Origin of the sequence: Janthinobacterium rivuli (genome assembly GCF_029690045.1) — a bacterium.
GTDB classification, from domain to species: domain Bacteria; phylum Pseudomonadota; class Gammaproteobacteria; order Burkholderiales; family Burkholderiaceae_D; genus Janthinobacterium; species Janthinobacterium rivuli.
This window is the reverse complement of record NZ_CP121464.1, coordinates 3,940,443-3,959,740: the sequence shown is the minus strand read 5'-3', so window position 1 is coordinate 3,959,740 and position 19,298 is coordinate 3,940,443. Positions and strand designations below refer to the sequence as shown.

Annotated in this window: 14 protein-coding genes; 3 read left to right on the top strand and 11 right to left on the bottom strand. The window is 64.1% G+C overall.

The window, feature by feature from the left end; translation table 11 throughout:
• The first annotated feature begins 82 nt into the window (after positions 1-82).
• The gene (locus P9875_RS18005) at positions 83-2,350 is read left to right on the top strand and encodes a TonB-dependent receptor domain-containing protein (protein WP_278316152.1); all 2,268 of its coding nucleotides are present in this window, start codon (positions 83-85) and stop codon (positions 2,348-2,350) included.
• Here P9875_RS18005 and P9875_RS18000 read toward each other — a convergent pair.
• Positions 2,347-3,390: an SMI1/KNR4 family protein gene (locus P9875_RS18000; RefSeq protein WP_278316151.1), complete on the bottom strand. Its 1,044-nt coding sequence runs from the start codon at positions 3,388-3,390 to the stop codon at positions 2,347-2,349. The genes P9875_RS18005 and P9875_RS18000 overlap by 4 nt on opposite strands.
• Positions 3,390-4,364 (bottom strand): thymidylate synthase, encoded by a 975-nt coding sequence (locus P9875_RS17995; protein ID WP_278316150.1) that lies wholly within the window; start codon positions 4,362-4,364, stop codon positions 3,390-3,392. The genes P9875_RS18000 and P9875_RS17995 overlap by 1 nt, the downstream gene beginning before the upstream one ends.
• A 157-nt stretch (positions 4,365-4,521) precedes the next feature.
• Here P9875_RS17995 and P9875_RS17990 point away from each other — a divergent pair, with 157 nt between their 5' ends.
• Positions 4,522-7,281 (top strand): bifunctional diguanylate cyclase/phosphodiesterase, encoded by a 2,760-nt coding sequence (locus tag P9875_RS17990; RefSeq protein WP_278316149.1) that lies wholly within the window; start codon positions 4,522-4,524, stop codon positions 7,279-7,281.
• Between the two features lie 197 nt (positions 7,282-7,478).
• The gene (locus P9875_RS17985) at positions 7,479-8,921 is read left to right on the top strand and encodes an OmpP1/FadL family transporter (RefSeq protein WP_278316148.1); all 1,443 of its coding nucleotides are present in this window, start codon (positions 7,479-7,481) and stop codon (positions 8,919-8,921) included.
• Between the two features lie 137 nt (positions 8,922-9,058).
• Here the strand turns inward: P9875_RS17985 and P9875_RS17980 are convergent, their stop codons facing one another.
• The 9 genes from P9875_RS17980 to wrbA are packed head-to-tail and all read right to left on the bottom strand — an operon-like array spanning position 9,059 to position 19,249.
• A complete protein-coding gene (locus P9875_RS17980) occupies positions 9,059-10,150 on the bottom strand; it encodes a threonine aldolase family protein (protein ID WP_099403183.1) in 1,092 nt (363 codons plus the stop codon).
• 9 nt (positions 10,151-10,159) lie between these two features.
• Positions 10,160-10,834 (bottom strand): leucine efflux protein LeuE, encoded by a 675-nt coding sequence (gene leuE / locus P9875_RS17975; RefSeq protein ID WP_035819503.1) that lies wholly within the window; start codon positions 10,832-10,834, stop codon positions 10,160-10,162.
• 11 nt (positions 10,835-10,845) lie between these two features.
• Entirely contained in the window at positions 10,846-12,699 is a 1,854-nt protein-coding gene (locus P9875_RS17970) for an ABC transporter transmembrane domain-containing protein (protein WP_278316147.1), read from the bottom strand.
• Between the two features lie 39 nt (positions 12,700-12,738).
• Complete coding sequence (locus P9875_RS17965; RefSeq protein ID WP_278316146.1) at positions 12,739-13,815, bottom strand: carotenoid 1,2-hydratase; 1,077 nt, start codon at positions 13,813-13,815, stop codon at positions 12,739-12,741.
• Complete coding sequence (locus P9875_RS17960; RefSeq protein WP_278316145.1) at positions 13,815-16,406, bottom strand: FtsX-like permease family protein; 2,592 nt, start codon at positions 16,404-16,406, stop codon at positions 13,815-13,817. Before P9875_RS17960 ends, P9875_RS17965 begins: the two co-directional genes overlap by 1 nt.
• Entirely contained in the window at positions 16,394-16,822 is a 429-nt protein-coding gene (locus P9875_RS17955; RefSeq protein WP_278316144.1) for a DUF4124 domain-containing protein, read from the bottom strand. The genes P9875_RS17960 and P9875_RS17955 overlap by 13 nt, the downstream gene beginning before the upstream one ends.
• Positions 16,819-18,234 (bottom strand): FAD-binding oxidoreductase, encoded by a 1,416-nt coding sequence (locus P9875_RS17950; RefSeq protein ID WP_278316143.1) that lies wholly within the window; start codon positions 18,232-18,234, stop codon positions 16,819-16,821. The genes P9875_RS17955 and P9875_RS17950 overlap by 4 nt, the downstream gene beginning before the upstream one ends.
• Positions 18,231-18,641 carry a DUF2069 domain-containing protein gene (locus P9875_RS17945; protein ID WP_423221856.1) on the bottom strand — a complete coding sequence of 137 codons (411 nt, stop codon included), beginning with the start codon at positions 18,639-18,641 and terminating at the stop codon, positions 18,231-18,233. Before P9875_RS17945 ends, P9875_RS17950 begins: the two co-directional genes overlap by 4 nt.
• Positions 18,641-19,249, bottom strand: coding sequence for an NAD(P)H:quinone oxidoreductase (wrbA, locus tag P9875_RS17940; RefSeq protein WP_278318845.1), 609 nt, complete (start codon positions 19,247-19,249; stop codon positions 18,641-18,643). The genes P9875_RS17945 and wrbA overlap by 1 nt, the downstream gene beginning before the upstream one ends.
• Positions 19,250-19,298: the final 49 nt, after the last annotated feature.

The window sequence follows — 19,298 nt, the reverse complement described above, 5'->3', positions numbered from 1 at the left end:
ATGCTTTGAATGTGCCCACACATGTGCCCTCACGCTGCGGCGTAGCGCTTCATCCGTAGCGTCTCCATTATTTTTTAAGCAAATGCATAAAATCCTCTTTCACTGTCTGGCGGGCGGCAGCCTGCTCGTCTCCGGCGCCGCTGTCCAGGCCCAAACCACGACTACCAGCGGCGACACCGTCGTCAAGCCCGCACCGGCCAAAACGCCCGCCGCCGAGTCTACGCCTTCCGTCAGCGTGACGGCCGAGCGCCCCACGGGCCGTATCGACCGGCAAGTCTACGACGTCAAGTCCGACGTGGGCAGCAGCAACGGCACGGCGGCCGATGCCTTGAACAATGTGCCGTCGGTGGCCGTCGATCCCGATGGTTCCGTCTCCTTGCGCGGCAGCAGCAATGTGCAGATATTGATCGATGGCAAGCCGTCGGCCATGCTGCAGGGCGATTCGCGCGGCGCCACCCTGAATGCCATGGCGGCCGACGATATCGAATCCGTGGAAGTGATCAACAATCCCGGCGCCCAGTTCGGCAACGAGGCCGGTGGCGGCCCCATCCTGAACCTGGTGATGCGGCGCAACCGCAAGCCGGGCGGCTTTGCCACCGTCAACGCGAATGCCGGTATCGCGGGGCGCTACAACAGTGCCGTGTCCGGCACCTACAACGAAGGTCCGTGGGGCTACCAGGGCGGCATCAATGTGCGCCATGACGGCCGCAATTCCGTGGGCGAGGTCAGCCGCGAACGCCTGGAACGCGACACGGGCGCTTTCGCCCCCAGCAGCCAGCAATCCAGCAACAATGGCTTGAATGACTCGCTGGGCTTGCACGGCACCGTCAATTACAATCTGAACGCCAATGACACGCTGGCCGCCAGCGTGTCATATAACGGGCGCAGCAACGACCAGCGCTCGCTCGACCGCTACATCAATGGAGACAGCACGGGCAGCACCATCGGCGACTATGTGCGCAGCACCGTGCGCAACGGCGACAGCCGCAACTACAGCTGGGGCGCGCGCTACGACCACAAGGGAGAATTGCCAGGCGAAACCCTCAAAATCGACTTGCGCGTGTCCTCGTCGACCAACGAGAGCGACAGCGATTACGCCAATACCTACGCGGTGACGCCCGTCAACGCTTTCGACAGCCGCGCGCGCCAGCATAGCGAGACGGGCAACCGCATCGTCGACTTCAGCGGCGACTACGAGCGTCCGCTGGCGGGCGGCACGGCCAAGCTGGGCTACAAGGTGGCTGACAACAAGAGCAGTTTTGACACTTTATATACGGACATCAACCCGGCCAGCCTGGCGGAAACCGTCAACCCCATGCGCAGCAACCGTTTCGAGCTCGACGAGCGCACCATCGCGCTGTACGGCTCCTACCAGATGCGCCTGAGCGAACGCTGGGGCGCGCTGGCCGGCCTGCGCGCCGAATACACGGACTTGAACGTGCGCCAGATCACCAGCAGCGTCGAGGCCAGCAACAACTACGTCAATTACATCCCCAGCCTGTTCGCCACCTACAAGGTCAGCGACGAGAGCAATGTGCGCTTCAGCTATGCGCACCGCATCCGCCGCCCGAATGCGGGCGACCTGAACCCGTACGTGGTCTACCGCGACGAGTTCAATGTGTCGGCCGGCAACCCGAAGCTGAAACCGACGCAGACGGATTCGTTCGAGATCGGCTATGAAACGAAAATCGCGGGCCTGGAAAGCAGCTTGCGCGCCTACCACCGGCGCGACACGGACGCCATCGTCGATTACCGCTACTTTATCAGCGACAATGTGCTCTTGACCACGCGGGAAAACGGCGAAGGCAGCCATTCTAGCGGCCTGGAATTCAGCGTCAGCGGCAAGCTGACGCCATCGTTGACCTTGAACACGAGCGGCAACCTGGCGCGCAGCCAGCAAACGAGCTCGGACGACCTGGGCAACCGCAGCACGCGCACGGCCAATGCCCTGAGCGGCCGCGCGCGCCTCAATTACCAGTTCAACACCGCCAACCAGCTGCAGCTTGCCCTGCAAATGCAGGGCAAGATGCTGTCGGGGCAGGGCTACCGCTCGCCGAACAATACCCTGAATGTCAGCTGGCGCCACACGGTGACGCAGCAGCTGAGCCTGGTCATGAATGTGACCGATGTGTTCAGCAGCAACAAGATGGAAACCGTCATCAACAGCGCCTCGCTGCGCGAGACGAGCACGCGGCGCTTCGATGGACGGATGATTTATGTGGGGCTGTCGTACCGCCTGGGCGGCACCACGTCGGCGGCGAAAGAGGGCGAGCGCGAACCGCGTTTCGGTCCGCCGGGCGGACGCGGACCAGGCGGCCCCGGTCCGGGCGGGCCGGGAGAAGCAGGCTAGACCGCCAGCGCGATTTCTTGCAGGAAGTCGATGAAATCGTCCGTATGCTGTTCAAAGCGCCATTCGCCCGTGCCATGGCTGGCGCGGTACACGGGCAAGTCGCCGTCGATGCTTCTTTCTTCCAGATGCACACAGTACGGGTCGCCGCCCGCATCGGCAATCACCACCAGCTTCGGCGGCCAGCCCGCGATTGCGTGATGGCGCTCGGGATGGACGGAGTAGCCGTGCTGGGCCTTCACCAGCTCGGCCGCGCCGTACAGGTGCAGGCCCTGGGGAAAGCGCTTGCCGTCGACATGCACGCGCAGCGGCGAATACCATTCCAGGAAGCGGCGGTATATCTCCGGCAATACCCAGTGCGCGTCGATGGCGGCCATGTCCTCGGCGCTGGCGAGCGTCAGCCAGTTCGACGGTTGCGCCAGGTCCTGTTCGCGCTGGCGCCGCAGCGCCAGTTGTCGTTCCAGGAAGGTGGCTGCCTTTTCCAGGCGCGACAGCGGCTGGGTCAGCGAGTAATGCGTGGCGGGCGCCTTGTAGCCTGCGCCGTCCGGGTAGCCATCCGCTTGCCAGACCAGCACGGCGCTGAGTCGCAGCTGCTCTGCCTTCCAGTGGCCGGGATCGGCAGGCAAGCCCTGGTCAAACGGCTGGCGGCTGAACACGGCCAGGCTCTTGATCGCCTTGGCGCGCACTTCCAGGCTGGTGGCGCTCGACGCCGCCAGCGCCACCAGGGGCGCATATGCGTCCACGCCTGTACTTTTCAGCAAGCCATCTACGGCACAGTACGCCAGTGCGGGCTGCTCCAGTGCCCAGGTGAAAAAGGCCGCATGTTGACTGCCTTCCACCAGATGCACGATATCGCTCATCAAAAAACTGCGCCAGTGCAGCAGTTGCCCATCGCGCGCATACGCCATCAGGATCTCGAGCACGGCCAGCCGCTCGTCCGCGGCATGCTTTTTGATCAGCCGCTCTTTCAGCCGGGCGAACTTGCTGCCATCCGTTTCGTCAAACAGCTTGCGGTGCAGGGCGGCGAGTGCTGTGACTGCCATCAGACGGCCATCGCGGCCTTGATGGGCGCGTGATGTTCATAGCCTTCCAGCGAGAAATCCGATGGCTCGATCTTTTCCAGCCATTCCGGCTCATACTTGCCCGTCTTGGCGTAGTCGGGCACGCGGTCGGAAATGACGAAGCGCGGCGCCGGGAACGGCGTGCGCTTCAATTGTTCTTCCACCATGTCGAGGTGGTTCTCATAGATGTGCGCGTCGCCGATGAAATAGGTGAACCAGCGCGGCGTGTAGCCCGTCAGGCGCGCCACCAGGTGCAGCAGAGCGGCGCCTTCGGCGATGTTGAACGGCGTGCCCAAGCCGATATCGTTGCTGCGCACATATAAACACAGCGAGATTTCGCGCGTGCTGGCGTTCGGGATGAACTGGTACAGCAAGTGGCAGGCGGGCAGGGCGACGGCGTCCAGCACGGCCGGGTTCCAGCCGTGGAACAGGATGCGCCGGCTGCCCGGGTTCGTCATGATGGTGTCCATGCATTCGCGCAACTGGTCGACGGCCTTGTACAGCAGCACTTTTTGCACGCCGTCTTCGACGATGGGGGCGATCAAGGTAAAACCGTTCGCTTGCGCGTCGGCAATTTGCGCGGGCTGGTCGGCGGCCAGCAGTTTATAGGCGGGCCACTGGCGCCATTGCACGCCGTAGACGGGGCCCAGGTCATCCTCGCCTTCGCGGTAGGGGTTGGCCAGCCATTGCGCATTTTCATTCGCGTTCTGGTCCCAGACTTTACAGCCCAGCGCGCGGAACTCGGCCGCGTTGCGCGAGGCGCGCAGGAAGGCGCACAATTCGCCGATCACGGATTTGAAAGCCAGTTTCTTGGTCGTCACGGCAGGGAAATTGCCATTGGCCAAGTCGAAACGCATCATGGCGCCCGGCACGCTCAGGGTGCGGATGCCCGTGCGGTTGTCTTGCCAGCTGCCCGTTTCGAGCACGGTCTTGATCAAATCTTGATATTGCTGCATGTATTTCTCCAACGGTAAGGATGGTGATTGTAACGCAGGCGCGACAGGCGGGCCGCGGCCCACGCACATAATTACGCTGCTGTCTTACCTGCAAACATGACTCTGTGGTAATTTGTGTGTCCTTAAAGAAATACATAGAAACGGCAGATGCTGCACCATGTTCTTGCGACAATTTGTAAATAATAACAACGCCGCCGTGGTGGAGATGAGCAGGGCCGATTTTCTCAAAGCCAACCTGCGCCTGATCCTGGCCTGGCCCTTGCTGGGGCTGGTCCTGTGCGCGGTACTGTGGACGGCCACCTTGCTGCAGCTGGAGGCGGAAAAGAAGGTGGCGCAGCAGCAGGCGCTCGACGGCGTGTCTTCGTTGTCGAAAGCATATGGCCAGTATCTGTTGCGCACCCTGGAGCAGATGGACCAGCTGACCTTGCAGCTCAAGTATGAGTGGGAAAACTCGCGCGGCCACTTGCGTCTCGACCAATTGAAGATGCAGGGCATGTATGCCTTGCCGCAATTTGCCATCGTCGCCATCCTCGACCGCAAGGGCCACCCGGTGACGGCCACGGCGCCGCTGCAGCGCCTGCGCGTCAACGAGCGCAGCGATTTTTTGTTGCGCCACTGGCGCAGCAATTCCAGCGCGCTGCGCATCGCGCTGGGACGGGCCAGCGCCGTCAATGCAGGCAGTGCGGCGGCGCCCGACGCCGACGCAAGCCTCGTGCATTTCACGCGCCGGCTGGAAGACGAGGATGGCAATTTCGACGGCGTGCTGCTCATTTCCATTCATTCCAGCTATTTTTCCGAATTCTACAATAGCGTCAGTTTTGGCAAGTTCGGCATGTCGGCCATGGTGGGCGAAGAGGGCGAGCTGTTCAGCACGCGCCTGGGCTCGCGCGTGCTGCCGACCCGGCGCGGCCAGGGCACGCCATTCCTCGATACCAGCTTTCTGGAAACGGAGAGCGGCGCCATGCATTCCGGCGGCAGGATCGCTTTTTCTGACAAGCAAAATCGCTATGTGGGCTGGCAGGCGCTGAAAGCCTATCCGTTTACGGCCGTGGTCGGACTGTCGGACGGCGAAATGCTGCATCCCTACGAGGAAACGCGCACGATTTATCTCGGCATCGCCTCCGCAGTCACCGTGCTGCTGCTGGCCTTTGCCGCCGTCGCCACCGTGCTGTCGCTGCGCCTGGCGTGGCGCCACCACCAGTCCGAAGGCGTGCGCAATGCCTACCGCATGGCCACCGAAGGCACGAGCGACGGCTTTTATATCATTGCCGCCTTGCGCGGCGCGGATGGCAGCATCCTCGATTTCGAGATGGTCGACTGCAACGAGCCGGGCGCCGGCTACTTTGGCGTGCGCCGCGAACAGTTGCTGGGCATGCGCCTGCAGTCGCGCGCCCACGAGCCGTATTTCCGCGACCTGATCCATAATTACCGGGCCGCCATGGTCTCCGGTTTTTCCGAGGAAGAGATCGAACTGCCGGAAGGCAACCCCTTCAAGCTGCGCTGGATACGCCGGCGCGTGGTGCGCAGCGGCGACCGCCTGGCCGTCACCCTGCAAGACATCAGCACGGCCAAGGAGCACGAGCGCGACTTGCGCCGCCTGGCCAATGAAGACGGCTTGACGGGCTTGCCCAACCGCTACTGGCTGCAGCAATTCCTGCCCGGCGCCCTGGGCCGCGCCGCCATCGCGCGGCACATGCTGGCGCTGCTGTTCATCGACCTGGACGGCTTCAAGGATATCAACGATACGCAGGGCCACGCCGAGGGCGATAAAGTGCTGCGCGCCGCGTCCCTGCGCCTGAAGGCCGTGCTGCGCCCGGGCGACCACGTGGTGCGCCTGGGCGGCGACGAATTCGTCGTCGTGCTCGACCCGGTGGAAGACGACAGCCGCGCCGAGCAGGTGGCGCAGCGCATCGCCATCGCCTTCGACGAACCGTTTTACCTGGGCAGCGAACGCCACAAGATGGGCGCCTCGATCGGCATCAGCCTGTATCCGCGCGATGGCGCCGAGACGGATGTGCTGCTGAAGAACGCCGACATCGCCATGTATGCCGTGAAAGTGGCGGGCAAGGGCCATCATCGCTTTTTCCAGCCGGAACTGTTCGAAACCATCCGTAACCGCCGCGAACTCGAGCAAAGCCTGGTGGCGGCGCTGGAGCAGGATCAGTTTCTCGTCGTCTACCAGCCGCGCGTCGACGCCATGAGCGGGCAGCTGTGCAGCATGGAGGCGCTCGTGCGCTGGCAACATCCGCAGCACGGCATGGTGCCGCCGCTGGAATTCATCCCCGTGGCCGAGAGCAGCGGCCTGATTTCGCAGCTGGGCGAAGTCGTCATCGAAAAGGTGTGCCTGCAGATGGCGCGCTGGCAGGCCAGCGGGCTGGAACTGGTGCCCGTGTCCATCAACGTGTCGGCGCGCCAGTTCGGCCGCGGCGACGTGCACCAGGTGCTGGCGTCCGCCCTGACGCGCCACCGCATCGATGCGCGCCTGATCGAGGTGGAAATCACGGAATCGGCCATGATGGATGAACAGAACCGCGCCGTGGAGCAGCTGTCTGCCATCCGCGCGCTGGGCGTGCGCCTGCTGGTCGACGATTTCGGCACCGGATACTCGTCGCTGTCGCAGCTGCAGAAGTTCGCCATGGATGGCTTGAAGATCGACCGCGCCTTCACCATGGAGCTGGGCCGCTCGGAGCAGGGCGAGGTGTTCGTGCGCGCCATCCTGTCGATGGCGCATGCGCTGGGCATGAGCGTGGTGGCCGAAGGGGTGGAGACGCGCGAGCAGCTCGACATCCTGCGCGCCCTGCAATGCAACGAGGTGCAGGGCTATTTCATCTCGCGCCCCGTGCCCGCCGAACAGATGCTGTCGCTGATGCATCAGCGCTTTCTGATACCGCTGCCAGCCCCTGCGCTGGCACTGTAGAACGGCGCGATGGACGAGAAAAACAACGCTGTTTCATAAAAAGAGCGAACGTTCGCTTTTTTCTAAAAAATATTATATGCTTCGCTCATGCCGTCAGTGAATTGGAGTTCACGGCGGCAAGAAAAGTGCAAGACGGGGCAGTTTGGGATGCCCGCGATAGTGTGCCGAAGACCTTCATATAATAAAGAGAGACCAACTTGAAACATAAATATCTGCCCCTCCTGATCGTTGCCGCGTTCGCCGGCATTTCCTCCACAGCACAAGCATCGGGCTACCGTTTCGGCTCGCAAAGCGTTTCCGCCCAAGGCACGGCTGATGCCAGCGGCGCCGAAGCGGCCGACGCATCGACCATTTTCTACAACCCTGCCGGCCTGTCGCGCCTGGAAGGCACGCAGTTCGTCGGTGGCGGCACCATCGTCGTGCCGCATTCGACCTACCAGGATACGGGCTCGCAGCAGTTCTGGCAGGGTAAACGCACGCCGTTCACGGCCACCAAGGATTACGCCCCGGACGCGGTGGTCGCGCCTGCCTTGTATGCCAGCAAAAAGATCAATGATCAATGGACTGTCGGTGCCGGCCTGTTCGTGCCGTATGGCGCCAAGCTTGACTATGGCAATGACTGGCATGGCCGCTATGCGATCACCAATATCAAGCTCGAAGCCATCGCTCTGAATCCTTCCGTGTCGTTCAAGCTGGACCAGCATCACTCGTTCGGTTTCGGCGTCACGGCCGAATACATGAAGGCGGAACTGGGCCAGGGCGTGGACGTGCCGGGCACGGTTGCTTTCCTGGGTGAGAAAGCGCCAGCCGCATCGACGGCCTTCCTGGGCAATATCCTGAAAACGCAGGGCATGGCAGCGTTTGTCTCCGCGAGAACTGCGCTGCAGGGACAGATCAATGACGGCCACGCGTCGATGGATGGTCATGACTGGGGCTTTGGCTTCAACCTCGGCTATCTGTACCAGCTGAACGAAGGAACGCGTTTCGGTATCGCTTACCGCTCGTCGATTTCGCACCAGCTGAAAGGCAGCACCATCTGGGACTTCTCGCAAGTGACGAGCAACCCGGCCGTGAACGCCTTCATCGCCAAGGCCTCGAACAAGGTCAATTCCAAGGCGCTGGTGGAATTGCGCACGCCGGAAACCCTGTCGGTCAACGCCTTCCACCAGATGGATGATCGTTGGGCCCTGATGGGTGACGTCACCTGGACCCGCACTTCGCGCCTGGAAAACCTGGACATCCAGTTCCCGCCGACGGCTGAAGGCGCCGAGCGCATTCGCCAGAACTGGAAAGATACCTACCGCGTGTCGCTGGGCACTAACTACAAATACAGCGAAAACCTGCTGCTGCGCGCCGGTATCGCGCATGACCAGGCGCCAGTGCGCAGCGCCGAGTTGCGCCACCCAGCGCTGCCGGACAGCGACCGCATGCAGTACTCGATCGGCGCGAACTGGAAGCTGAACGCCAATTCCTCGATCGACCTGGCCTACAGCTATATCGACTTCAAGGATGCTGCTGTCAATTACACAAACGACTGCTCGCCTGTCAAGACTGGCTGCACCGGCAACGGTGAAACCACCAAGGGCCTGTTCAAGACCCGCATGCAGTTGATCGGTCTCGCTTACAACTACAAGTTCTAAGCAGGTAGTGGCGGCCAACCCGGCCGCCATGAAATGAAAAAAGCGCCTTCGGGCGCTTTTTTTTGGGGTGCATGGGTTTTCGGAAGTTGTCGGCTTACGCGCTGCGCGCTAACCCGACCTACCCCGACCAACGCCGCTCAGGCTTTGATGCGCATCGCCTGGTCCAGCAAGGTCAAGGCCAGCCGCACGCTGTCGTCCGGCAGTTCCAGCAAGTTATCTCCCACATACCATTCCACCACGCTGTGCCCGGGTAGCGCAGCGTGGCTGGCGCGGCCGAACAGCCAGATGCCGTGGTCTTCTGCCACCTGGTTGCGGATGGCGATGGCCCGCTCGCGCGAGACGGGCAAATGCAGGTGCAGCATGTTGGCCTGCGGCTGGGCGGGATTGACGGCTATCGATGGAAAATCGCGCAGCAGCGCGTACAGCCACTGGGTGCGCCCAAAATACCGCGGCATGGCGGCGATGCGCGCGTCGAACTGCATGGCGGCGGCCACCACGTAGGGCGTGCGGTGCAGGATATTGCCGCCCTGGCGGCGGAACCATTCGCGCGCCCGTTCCACAAAGGGGCGGCTGCCGGCCAGCATGGCGCCACCGAGGCCGCCGATGCCCTTGTACAGCGACACGTACACGGAATCAAAACCGTCGCAGATGGCGGGCAGGGACTGCTGGAAACCTGCTTGCGCCTCCCACAGACGCGCGCCATCCATGTGCAAATGGATGTTGTGCTCGCGGCAGTGCCGCTTGATGTCGTTCAATGCGTCCCACGACGGGCACTGGCCGCCGATTTCGCGCATCGGCAGTTCGACCTGCGCGGCGCCCAGCGCATCGGGCACGGCGCGCAAATCGTCCACCGTCCACGGACGGTGCGGGTCGCCGAGCATCAAGCCCTTGAAGTGATCGAGCAATTCATGGTTGCCCCGCTCGTGGCGCAGGATGTGCGAAGTCGGATGCAGCGCCACCAGGGGCGAGCCCCGGTCCTGGCATGCCAGGCGCAGGGCGGTGACCTGCGTCATGGTGCCCGTGATGCAGAACACGGCCGCCTCGAAGCCGAGCAGGCCGGCGATCTTGTTCTCGAACTGTTCGATCAGCGCGCCTTCGCCATAGGTATCGTGCGCCACATCGTTGGCCTCGCACCAGGCGGCCATGGCGGCGAAGGTGGCCGCAGGCGTCGGTTGGCGGTGGCCCGGCAGGACGGTATGGCAGCGCTGGCGCAGTTCGAGCTCGTTCACGGTAATTCCTTACAGGGTGGCCGTGGCCAGTTTCGCGCCGAAGCCGATGAACATGGCGCCCACGCCGCCGCCCATGCCGGCCGACAGGCGGCGACGGCGGCGGAAGGTGTCGGCCAGGCGCGCGCCGACAAAGATGATGGCCGTCAGGTAGGTAAAACTGATCACCTGGCAAATCAGGCCCAGGCCGACGAAGGACAGCACGGGATTCGGGAAGGCCGGGTCGACGAACTGGATGAAAAACGAGATGAAGAACAGGATGGCTTTCGGATTCATCAGGCTGATGATCAGCGCCTTGCGGAATGGATCGCTTTCCTTGACGGACGCTGGCGCGGCAGGCGCTTCACCATCGACCGGCGCGGGCGCGCGCAGCTTGCGCCAGCAGCCGATCAGCATTTGCAGGCCGATCCAGCCCAGGTAGGCCGCGCCGATGTATTTCACGACGTAGAACAGGGCCGGGCTGGCTTTCAGCAGCGAGGCCACGCCGCAGGCCGACAGCACCATCAAAATCAGGTCGCCGGCGAAGATGCCGAAGGCGCCCTGGTAGGCGGGCCGAACGCCACGTTGCGCGGCGACCGACAGCACGTACATGGAATTGGGGCCGGGCAGGATGACGATGAAGATGGTCCCCAATAAAAAGGTCCAGAAATCGGTGATGCCCAGGTTGGCGTGGAAAAGTGCGTTCATGATGGTTCTGTTTAATTGATTTGTGCGTGATGGAATTGCAGGGCCGCCAGGTTGGCGTAAATACCTTTCATTGCGACGAGCGACGCATGTGTGCCCATCTCGACGATCTTGCCGTCTTCCATGACGATGATGCGGTCGGCCCGTTGTACTGTCGCCAGGCGGTGCGCAATGATGACGGTGGTGCGGCCAATCATGGCCGCTTCCAGCGCTTTTTGCACCAGGCGTTCCGATTCCGCGTCCAGCGCGCTGGTCGCTTCATCGAGCAGCAGCAGCGGCGGGTTTTTCAGCAGGGCGCGGGCGATGGCGATGCGCTGGCGCTGGCCGCCGGACAAACGCACGCCGCGTTCGCCGAGGAAGGATTTGTAACCGTTCGGCAGGCGCTCGATGAATTCGTGGGCGGCCGCCATTTTCGCGGCCGCGATCACTTCTTCATCGCTGGCGCCGGCGCGGCCATAGCGGATGTTTTCCATGGCGTCGGCCGAGAAGATCACGGTGTCTTGCGGCACGATGCCGATGGCGTCGCGCAGGGTGTGCAGGTCGAGCTGTTTGATATCCACGCCATCGAGGCGGATGCTGCCGCTTTGCGGGTCATAAAAACGCAGGAACAGCTGGAACAGGGTGGTCTTGCCGGCGCCCGACGCACCGACGACGGCCACCGTTTCGCCGGCGCGGATGTCGAGGCTGACGTGATCGAGCGCCGCGGTATCTGGGCGTGACGGATATGAAAACAGGACGTCGTCGAGCGACAGCGCGGCGCCCCTTGCTGCGCGGGCGGGCAGCGGCAGCGGCGTGGCAGGCGACTCGATGTCCGATTTGAGGGCCATCAGTTCCAGCAGGCGTTCGGTGGCGCCGGCGGCGCGCTGCGCTTCGCCCATGACTTCAGACAGGGCGCCGATGGCGCCAGCCACGATGGAGGCGTACAGGATGAACTGGCCCAGATCTCCGCCCGTCATCGAGCCTTCCAGCACGGCGCGCGCCCCCAGCCACAGCACGAAGACGATGGTGCCGAAGACCAGCAAAATCGCGATCATGGTCAGCAAGGCGCGGGCGCGGATGCGGCGCATGGCCGTCATGAAAGCGCCTTCGACGGAGTCGCCGAAGCGTTTCGATTCGATTTTCTCGTGCGTGAATGCCTGCACGGTGGGCATGGCGTTGAAGATTTCGCCAGCCATGGCCGACGCGTCGGCGATACGGTCTTGCGAGTCGCGCGACAGCTTGCGCACCTTGCGGCCAAACACGATGATGGGCACTACCACCAGGATCAACAGGCCGATGATGATGCCGGCCAGCTTGGCGCTGGTGACGAACAGCATCACCAGGCCGCCCAGGAACAGCAGCACATTGCGCAGCGCCATCGAGATGCTGGTGCCGACGACGGCCTGTATCAAGGTCGTGTCGGTGGTGATGCGCGACAGGACTTCGCCCGTCTGCGTGGTCTCAAAGAAGGCGGGACTTTGCGTGACGACGTGGCGGTACACGGCGCTGCGGATGTCGGCCGTGACCCGCTCGCCCAGCCATGACACCGTATAGAAACGCGCCGCCGTGGCCAGCGCCAGAATGGACGCGACGCCGAACAGGGCCAGGAAGACCAGGTCGACGTGCTGGATGCTCTTGGAGCCGGCCGCGCCACCGAAGCCGAGGTCGATCATCTGCTTGAAGGCGGCAGGAATGGCCAGGGTCGAGGCGGCGGCCACCACCAGCGCGATACCGGCCAGGAAGAACTGCTTGCGGTACGGCGTCAAAAAGGGCATCAAGCCCTTGAAGGCGGCCAGGCTGCCTTTTTTCAGCTCGCGGCTGGTGCCGGTGTCGGGAGTTGTTGCGGTGCTTGTGGTACTCGTGTTGCCTGTTTCTGTGCTGGTTGTCATTGTTTTTCGCTTTGATTTACTTTTTGCTTGCGGTACTGTTTATAACTTCATCGGCTGGACATAGCCCGTCATTTCCAGGTAGGCGCGGCCCACCGGCTGGCCATCACGCTCCACGGTCACGGCGCCTTCCCAGTATACGGCCCCCGTCGAACGGCGCGAATCAAGCTCCTGGTCCGGCTGCAGCGGCTTGATCCGCCAGCGCGTGGGGCCCGTGCGGATCTCCGTGGCGACCGGGTATTCGGCCTGCGTGCGGGGTGAGCGCCACAGCTGCGTGGGCGTGAAATCGACGTCGCCGGGCGCGAACTGCGTCATCTTGCCGGAGGCATCGCGCCATGTCGCGTGCGCCCATAGTTTAGCACCTGTCTTGCTGCGGATCTGGAAGGCCATCAGGGCGCCGCCGTCATCGAGGTTGGCGCCTATCCAGTTCCAGCCACTGGCGTCCGCATCGAGCACCTGGCTGGACCACTCGTGATCGAGCCAGGTGGTGCCCGTCACGGCTTCGGCCTTGCCGCCCGCGCGCGCGATCGTGCCCGTGGTTCGCAGCTGCGGTTCGCTGTAGTAGTAGCTCGATTGCGCGGGACGCGCGCCCTTGCGCGAATAGCCGCCTTGGCCCTGCAGCAGCACGAGCTGCGTGGGCGCGAGGGTCAGCTGCAAGTTGAATTCGCGCGCGGCCAGGCTGACCTGATACGTGCCGTCGGCATGGCGCCGCATGCGCCAGTCGTCGAGTTTGACGTCCGTGTCGCCCACCTTGGCGTAAGCCAGGCCGAAGCCCTCGCGCGCGCTTTTCTCGTCGTGCAGCAGCTTGCCCACCTTCGGATCGGACAGGGCCGCATGGCCGATGATCAGCTGTTTCGGCGCAAACGCGCTGGGGTTCAGCGTATCGGTAGCCGTGGCGCTGCGAAAGAAGGTCACCTGGTAGCCCAGTTGCTCGCCGCCTGCGGTTTTGACCCAGCCCGTGGCGTACCACCATTCCGTTTTATAGGCGGGATGGGCGCCGAAGTCGTGCGGCAGGCGCAGCGTCTGGCCAGCCGGCAGCGGCGTGACGGGGGCGAAGGCGGGCGGCACGGCCAGGGCAGGCAAGGCCAGCGTCAACAACAACATGAAAACACGGCGCATTACCAGTCCTCTCTGACGGCGCGGATGGGGCCAGCGGACAGGGCTTGCCTGCCCGCGATCAGCGCCGTGGCGGCGGCTGCCGTCAGCAGGGCGCCGGCCACGGTGGCGATCAATGGCCATGGCAGGTGCAGTTGCATGGTCCAGTGGAACGATTGCGGGTTGACGATGAAGACCAGCACAAAGCTGATCAACAGTCCGAGGACAAAGCCGGTGGCGATGCCCAGCGCCGTCAGCGCGCCGCCTTCGATCGCCAGGATGGACAAGATCTGCCCGCGCGTCACGCCCACGTGGCGCAGCATGCCGAATTCGCGCGCGCGCGCCAGGGTTTGCGCGGAGAACGTGGCGGCCACGCCGAACAGGCCGATGACGATGGCGATGGCTTCCAATAAATACGTGACGGCGAAGCTGCGGTCGAAAATCTGCAGGCTCAGGGCGCGGATGGCCGAGGGGTTCGATACTTCCAGACTGGCGCCAAACGGCAGGCTTTTCAGGCGCTGCTGCAGCGCGTCGCCCGTGGCGTCCTTGGCCAGCCACAGGGCCGCGTCGCTCACGTCATTGTCGCCGGTCAGCGCGCGGTAATCGTCCAGCGGCATCTGGATGGCGCCGGACGAGCGCGCGTAATCGCGCCAGATGCCGGCAACGAAGAACTTGTGCAAGCCGCCCGCCAGCGGCAGGTCGATTTGCTGGCCCGGTTTGACGTTGTACAGGTCGGCCGCCGCCTCGGACAGCCAGACAGGTTTTGCGCCCGCTGGCACAGGCAGCGTGTCGCCCACCAGTACCATGCTCTTGCCCGGGTCTGGCAAATTGATGGGGCGGGCCAGCAGCGCCACATTCGGGCGGTCGGGCGCCAGCGACAGCGAGCGCACGCGCTGGAAATCCACCCTGGCCACCTCGGGCAGGGCGGTGATGCTGGCCTGTTCGCGCGGGTTCAGGCCAGCCGTCCCGCCGCTGGCGGCCGTGCGCGCATACACGTCGGCCGGCAAGATCTGCAGCAGCCAGTCGTCGACGGAGACGCGGAAACTCGACACCATGATGGCCATCGCCACCATCAGGCTAAAGCTCGACAGCACGCCGCCGAGGGCGATGCCGGCCTGGCCCGAGGCGTTGGCCAGGCGTGCCAGGGTCAGGCTGCGCACGGGCGCATGTTTGCTCGTTTCCGTGCGCAGCCAGGCACGCTGCAGGAAGCGGAAGACGACGGCGGCCAGCTGCGGCATCAGGGCGATGGCGCCGATCAGCAGCAGCGCGATGGATAGGTAGCCGAACAGCGGCAGTTCGAACACGGGCGGCAGGAATGTCAATGCGCCAGCCAGCAGCAGACAAGCCAGCGCCGGCCAGGTTTTCGCCAGGCGCGTCGTCACGACTTCTTCGCTGCCCGATTTCAGGGCGATGGCGGGGGCCGCGCGGGCCGCTTCCAGCGCGGGCGCGGCGCAGCCCAGCAGGGCGACACCGAGGCCCAGCGCGAAATACACGCAGGCGGCGACGGGCGTGAACTGCACCTGCGGCTGCACGCCCGCGAAATAGCCGGCGCCCAGGTCGCCGCCGAAGAAGCGCAGGGCCACGGCGGCCATGGCGTAACCGCCAGCGATGCCCAGCGCCGCACCGACGACACCGAGGCTGGCGCCTTCCAGCAGCACCTGGCGCAGCAACTGGCCCCGCTCCATGCCCAGCACGCGCAGCAGCGCGAACTGGCCGCGGCGTCGGATGACGGACAGCGCCTGCGTGGAAAAGACCAAAAAGGCGCCCGTAAACAGGGCCACCAGGGCCAGCACCGTCAGGTTGACCCGGTAGGCGCGGCTGAGGTTATTGTTGCGGCTATTCTGGTTTTCGTCATTCGGCTGGCCCACCTGGAAACGCCCCGGATACTGCGCTTCCAGTGTGCGCGCCAGGTCCGCCTGGAAGGCGTCGCGGTTCACGCCCTGGCGCAGTTTCAAGTCGATGCGCGACAGCTTGCCCACCTTGTTAAAGCGCCACTGCGCCGCGCCGATATCCATCACGGCGATACGCTGGCCGGCGCGCGCCCGCTGCAGCGAACCTGCCACGCGCAGCGCCACCGTGCCCGTGCCCGATTGCAGGGCGATGCTGTCGCCTTCGGCCACCTTGAGCCAGCGCAGGGCGGCGGGTGACAGGAAAATGGCGTCGTCGGCGAGGGTGTCGAAAGGCTGGCCTTCGGCGGGCGCGCCGATCAGGTCGGGCGAGATGAAGCCGGCACGGAAGACGTCGAGCGCCAGGATGTGCAGCGGGCCGCCGTCCTGCTTGCCGGCCACGCCGGCTTGCAGTTCCAGCACGGGCGAAGCCACGGCCACGCCGTCGCGCTGTGCCAGCCACGGGTAGACGGCTTCGTCGAACAGCGCTTCGCGCCCGGCCACCTGCACGTCGGCCTGGCCGGACAGGCTTTTGACGGCCGTGGAAAATTCATTGAAGGCGGCCGCGTTGATCAGGTGGATGGCAAAGCCCAGCGACACGCCGATGGCGATGGCCAGGATGGCGACGAAGGCGCGCACGGGATGCGCGCGCCACTCGCCCAGCAGCAGCCAGCGCGACAGCAGGCGCGTGCCCGCGGGATTTGCTGCCGGCGCACTCAATTCAAGCATTCGACGGCCAGGCGTTCGCCGGCGCGCCGCGCTTTCAGTTGCGCGGCATCGCGGTTTTTGTCGCCTGCGCCGACGGCATCCTGCGCCGCCCATTTCTGTTCCAGGCGCAGCTGGGCGCAATGCTTGTCGCGCGCTTCCTTCTGTTTGGCGCCCCGTTCTCGGGCCTGGTCTACCAGTTTTTCCTGCTGCTGGCGCGCCGCTTCCAGCTGGCTGGCCACCCGTTCCTGGCGCGTGGCCGCGCCCTTGTCGACGGCCGGCGGCGGCGAGGGGATTTCCAGTATCTGCAGCTGGCCGGCCGTGCAGGGCGTGGCGCTATAGCTGGTGTGGCCATCCTGCACGCATTTGTAGACGTCCTGCGCACTGGCGGAGCCGGCCAGCAAGGCCATGGCGCAGAGCAGGAGGGACGGCGATCTCACAATATCTTCCCCGGATTCATGATGTTCTGTGGGTCCAGCGCCTGTTTGACAGCGCGCATCAGCTGCAGTTCCAGCGGCGACTTGTAGCGGGCGAGATCCGCTTTTTTCAGGGCACCGATGCCGTGTTCGGCCGAAATCGAACCGCCAAAGCCATGGACCTGGTCATGCACGATGTGGTTGATGGCATCCTGGTTGGACAGGAAGTCACGGTCCGTCATGCCGAGTGGCGGCGCCACGTTGTAATGCAGGTTGCCGTCTCCCAGGTGGCCGAAGCACACGAGCTGGCAGCCGGGGAAGGCCGTTGCCAGGGCCGCATCCGTGACGCTGATGAAGTCGGCGATGCAGGAAATCGGCAGCGAGATATCGTGCTTGATGTTCTTGCCCGCCTGCGCCTGCGCCAGCGGAATGTGCTCGCGCAGCTGCCATAGTCCCTCGGACTGCGCCACGGAACTGGCGACGACGGCGTCGGCTATCAACTCGTCTTCCAGGGCCGCGCCGATGCTCGCTTCCAGCAATTCGACGGCGTGCGCCTCGGACTGGCTGCTGGATAATTCCAGCAGCACGTACTGTCCGTGGGCTTCAGCAAAAGGCCGCGGCAGTTGCGGGAACTGTTCCGCCACCAGTTGCAAACAGTATTGCGACATCAGTTCAAAACCCGTCAGGCTGGCGCCGCAATTGTCCTGCATCAGGCTTAATAAACGCAGGGCGTGGGCGGGCGTGGGCATGGCGGCCAGCGCCGTGATGCAGGCTTTTGGCTGCGGGTACAACTTCATCACCGCGCCCGTGATGACGCCCAGGGTGCCTTCGGCGCCGATGTACAGGTCGCGCAAATCGTAGCCCGTATTATCCTTGCGCAGGCCGCGCATGCCGCTCCAGATTTCGCCTTGCGGCGTGACCACTTCCAGGCCCAGGCACAGCTCGCGCGTGTTCCCGTAACGCAGCACGGCCGTGCCGCCGGCGTTGGTGGCCAGGTTGCCGCCGATGGTGCAACTGCCTTCGGCCGCCAGCGACAGGGGGAACAGGCAGCCGGCGGCACTGGCCGCTTCCTGGATGGTTTGCAAAATGCAGCCCGCATCCACCGTGATGGTGCGGTTGACGGGGTCGAGCGCGCGGATGCCGTTCAAACGCGCCAGCGACAGCACGACGGCCGTGCCAGCGTCGTCGGGTATGCTGCCCAGCACCAGTCCCGTATTGCCGCCTTGCGGCACGACGGGGACTTGCCATTGCGCGCAGGCGCGCAGCACGCCTGCTACCTGTTCCACCGTGGCGGGGCGCAGCACGGCCAGGGCCTTGCCCGTAAACCGGTCGCGCCAGTCGGTGAGGAAGGGCGCCGTGTCGGCGTCGTTGGTGAGTACGTAGGCTTCGCCCAGCAGGTCGCGGCACGCGGCGAGAAAATCGGCTTTTTCAGTCATTTCTTGATACTCACTTTATTCACTTTTTCCAGCAGCTCTTTGGCCATGCGCTTGGCCGCTTTTTTATACGGGCGCAGGTACAGCACGGCGCAGACAAAATAGACGCAGACGATGGCCGCTTCGCCCCAGGCCATCAGGGCCGAGGTGGCGTTCGTGTCGCTGTAGCCGCGCACCACGCCTTCCGTAAAATACAGCAGGATCACCATCGACGACCATTGCAGGGTATAGACGTCGCGCTTGATGACGCCGTACAGTGGGATGAGCAGGGGTGCGGCCTTCAGGACGACCCAGGAGCCGCCCGGCTGCAGCGGCGCGATCACGGTTTCCCACAGCACGCACCAGATGATCAGGGTGACGAGGCTGGCGATGGCGCCCCAGTGAAAATACTTGTGCAGTACGCCGTGCATCATGCGCCTGCCAGTTTCGCGGCGTTTTCCGCCAGGCGCCGGCCCAGGGCGATGGCCAATCGCTTTTCATCGTCGCTCAGGGCCTTGTCGCCAGCTATGCCTGACCAGTGCGTGGCGCCATACGGCGAGCCGCCAGTCGATGTTGTCATCAGTTCGGGATGCGTGTAGGGCAGGCCCATGACCAGCATGCCGTGGTGGAAGAGGGGAATCATCATCGACAGCAGGGTCGATTCCTGGCCGCCATGCAGGCTGCCAGTGGACGTGAACACGCAGGCGGGCTTGCCGGCCAGGCTGCCGGCCAGCCAGTCGCTGGCCGTGCCATCCCAGAAGTACTTCATGGCGGCGGCCATGTTGCCGAAGCGCGTGGGCGACCCCAGGGCCAGGCCCGCGCACTCCTGCAAGTCTTCCAGTTCCACATAAGGCGCGCCATCGGGCGGCACTTCCGGCGCCGTCGCCTCGGCCACCGTGGAGACGGCGGGCACGGTGCGCAGGCGCGCATCGCAGCCAGGCACGCTTTCCACTCCCTGGGCTATCAGCTCGGCCAACTGGCGCGTGGCGCCATGGCGTGAATAAAACAATACGAGAATAATCAGATTGGTTGGCTTCATCATTGGTATTATAGGGCGCTTTACAGCCTGATACGACTGCTGTCATGGC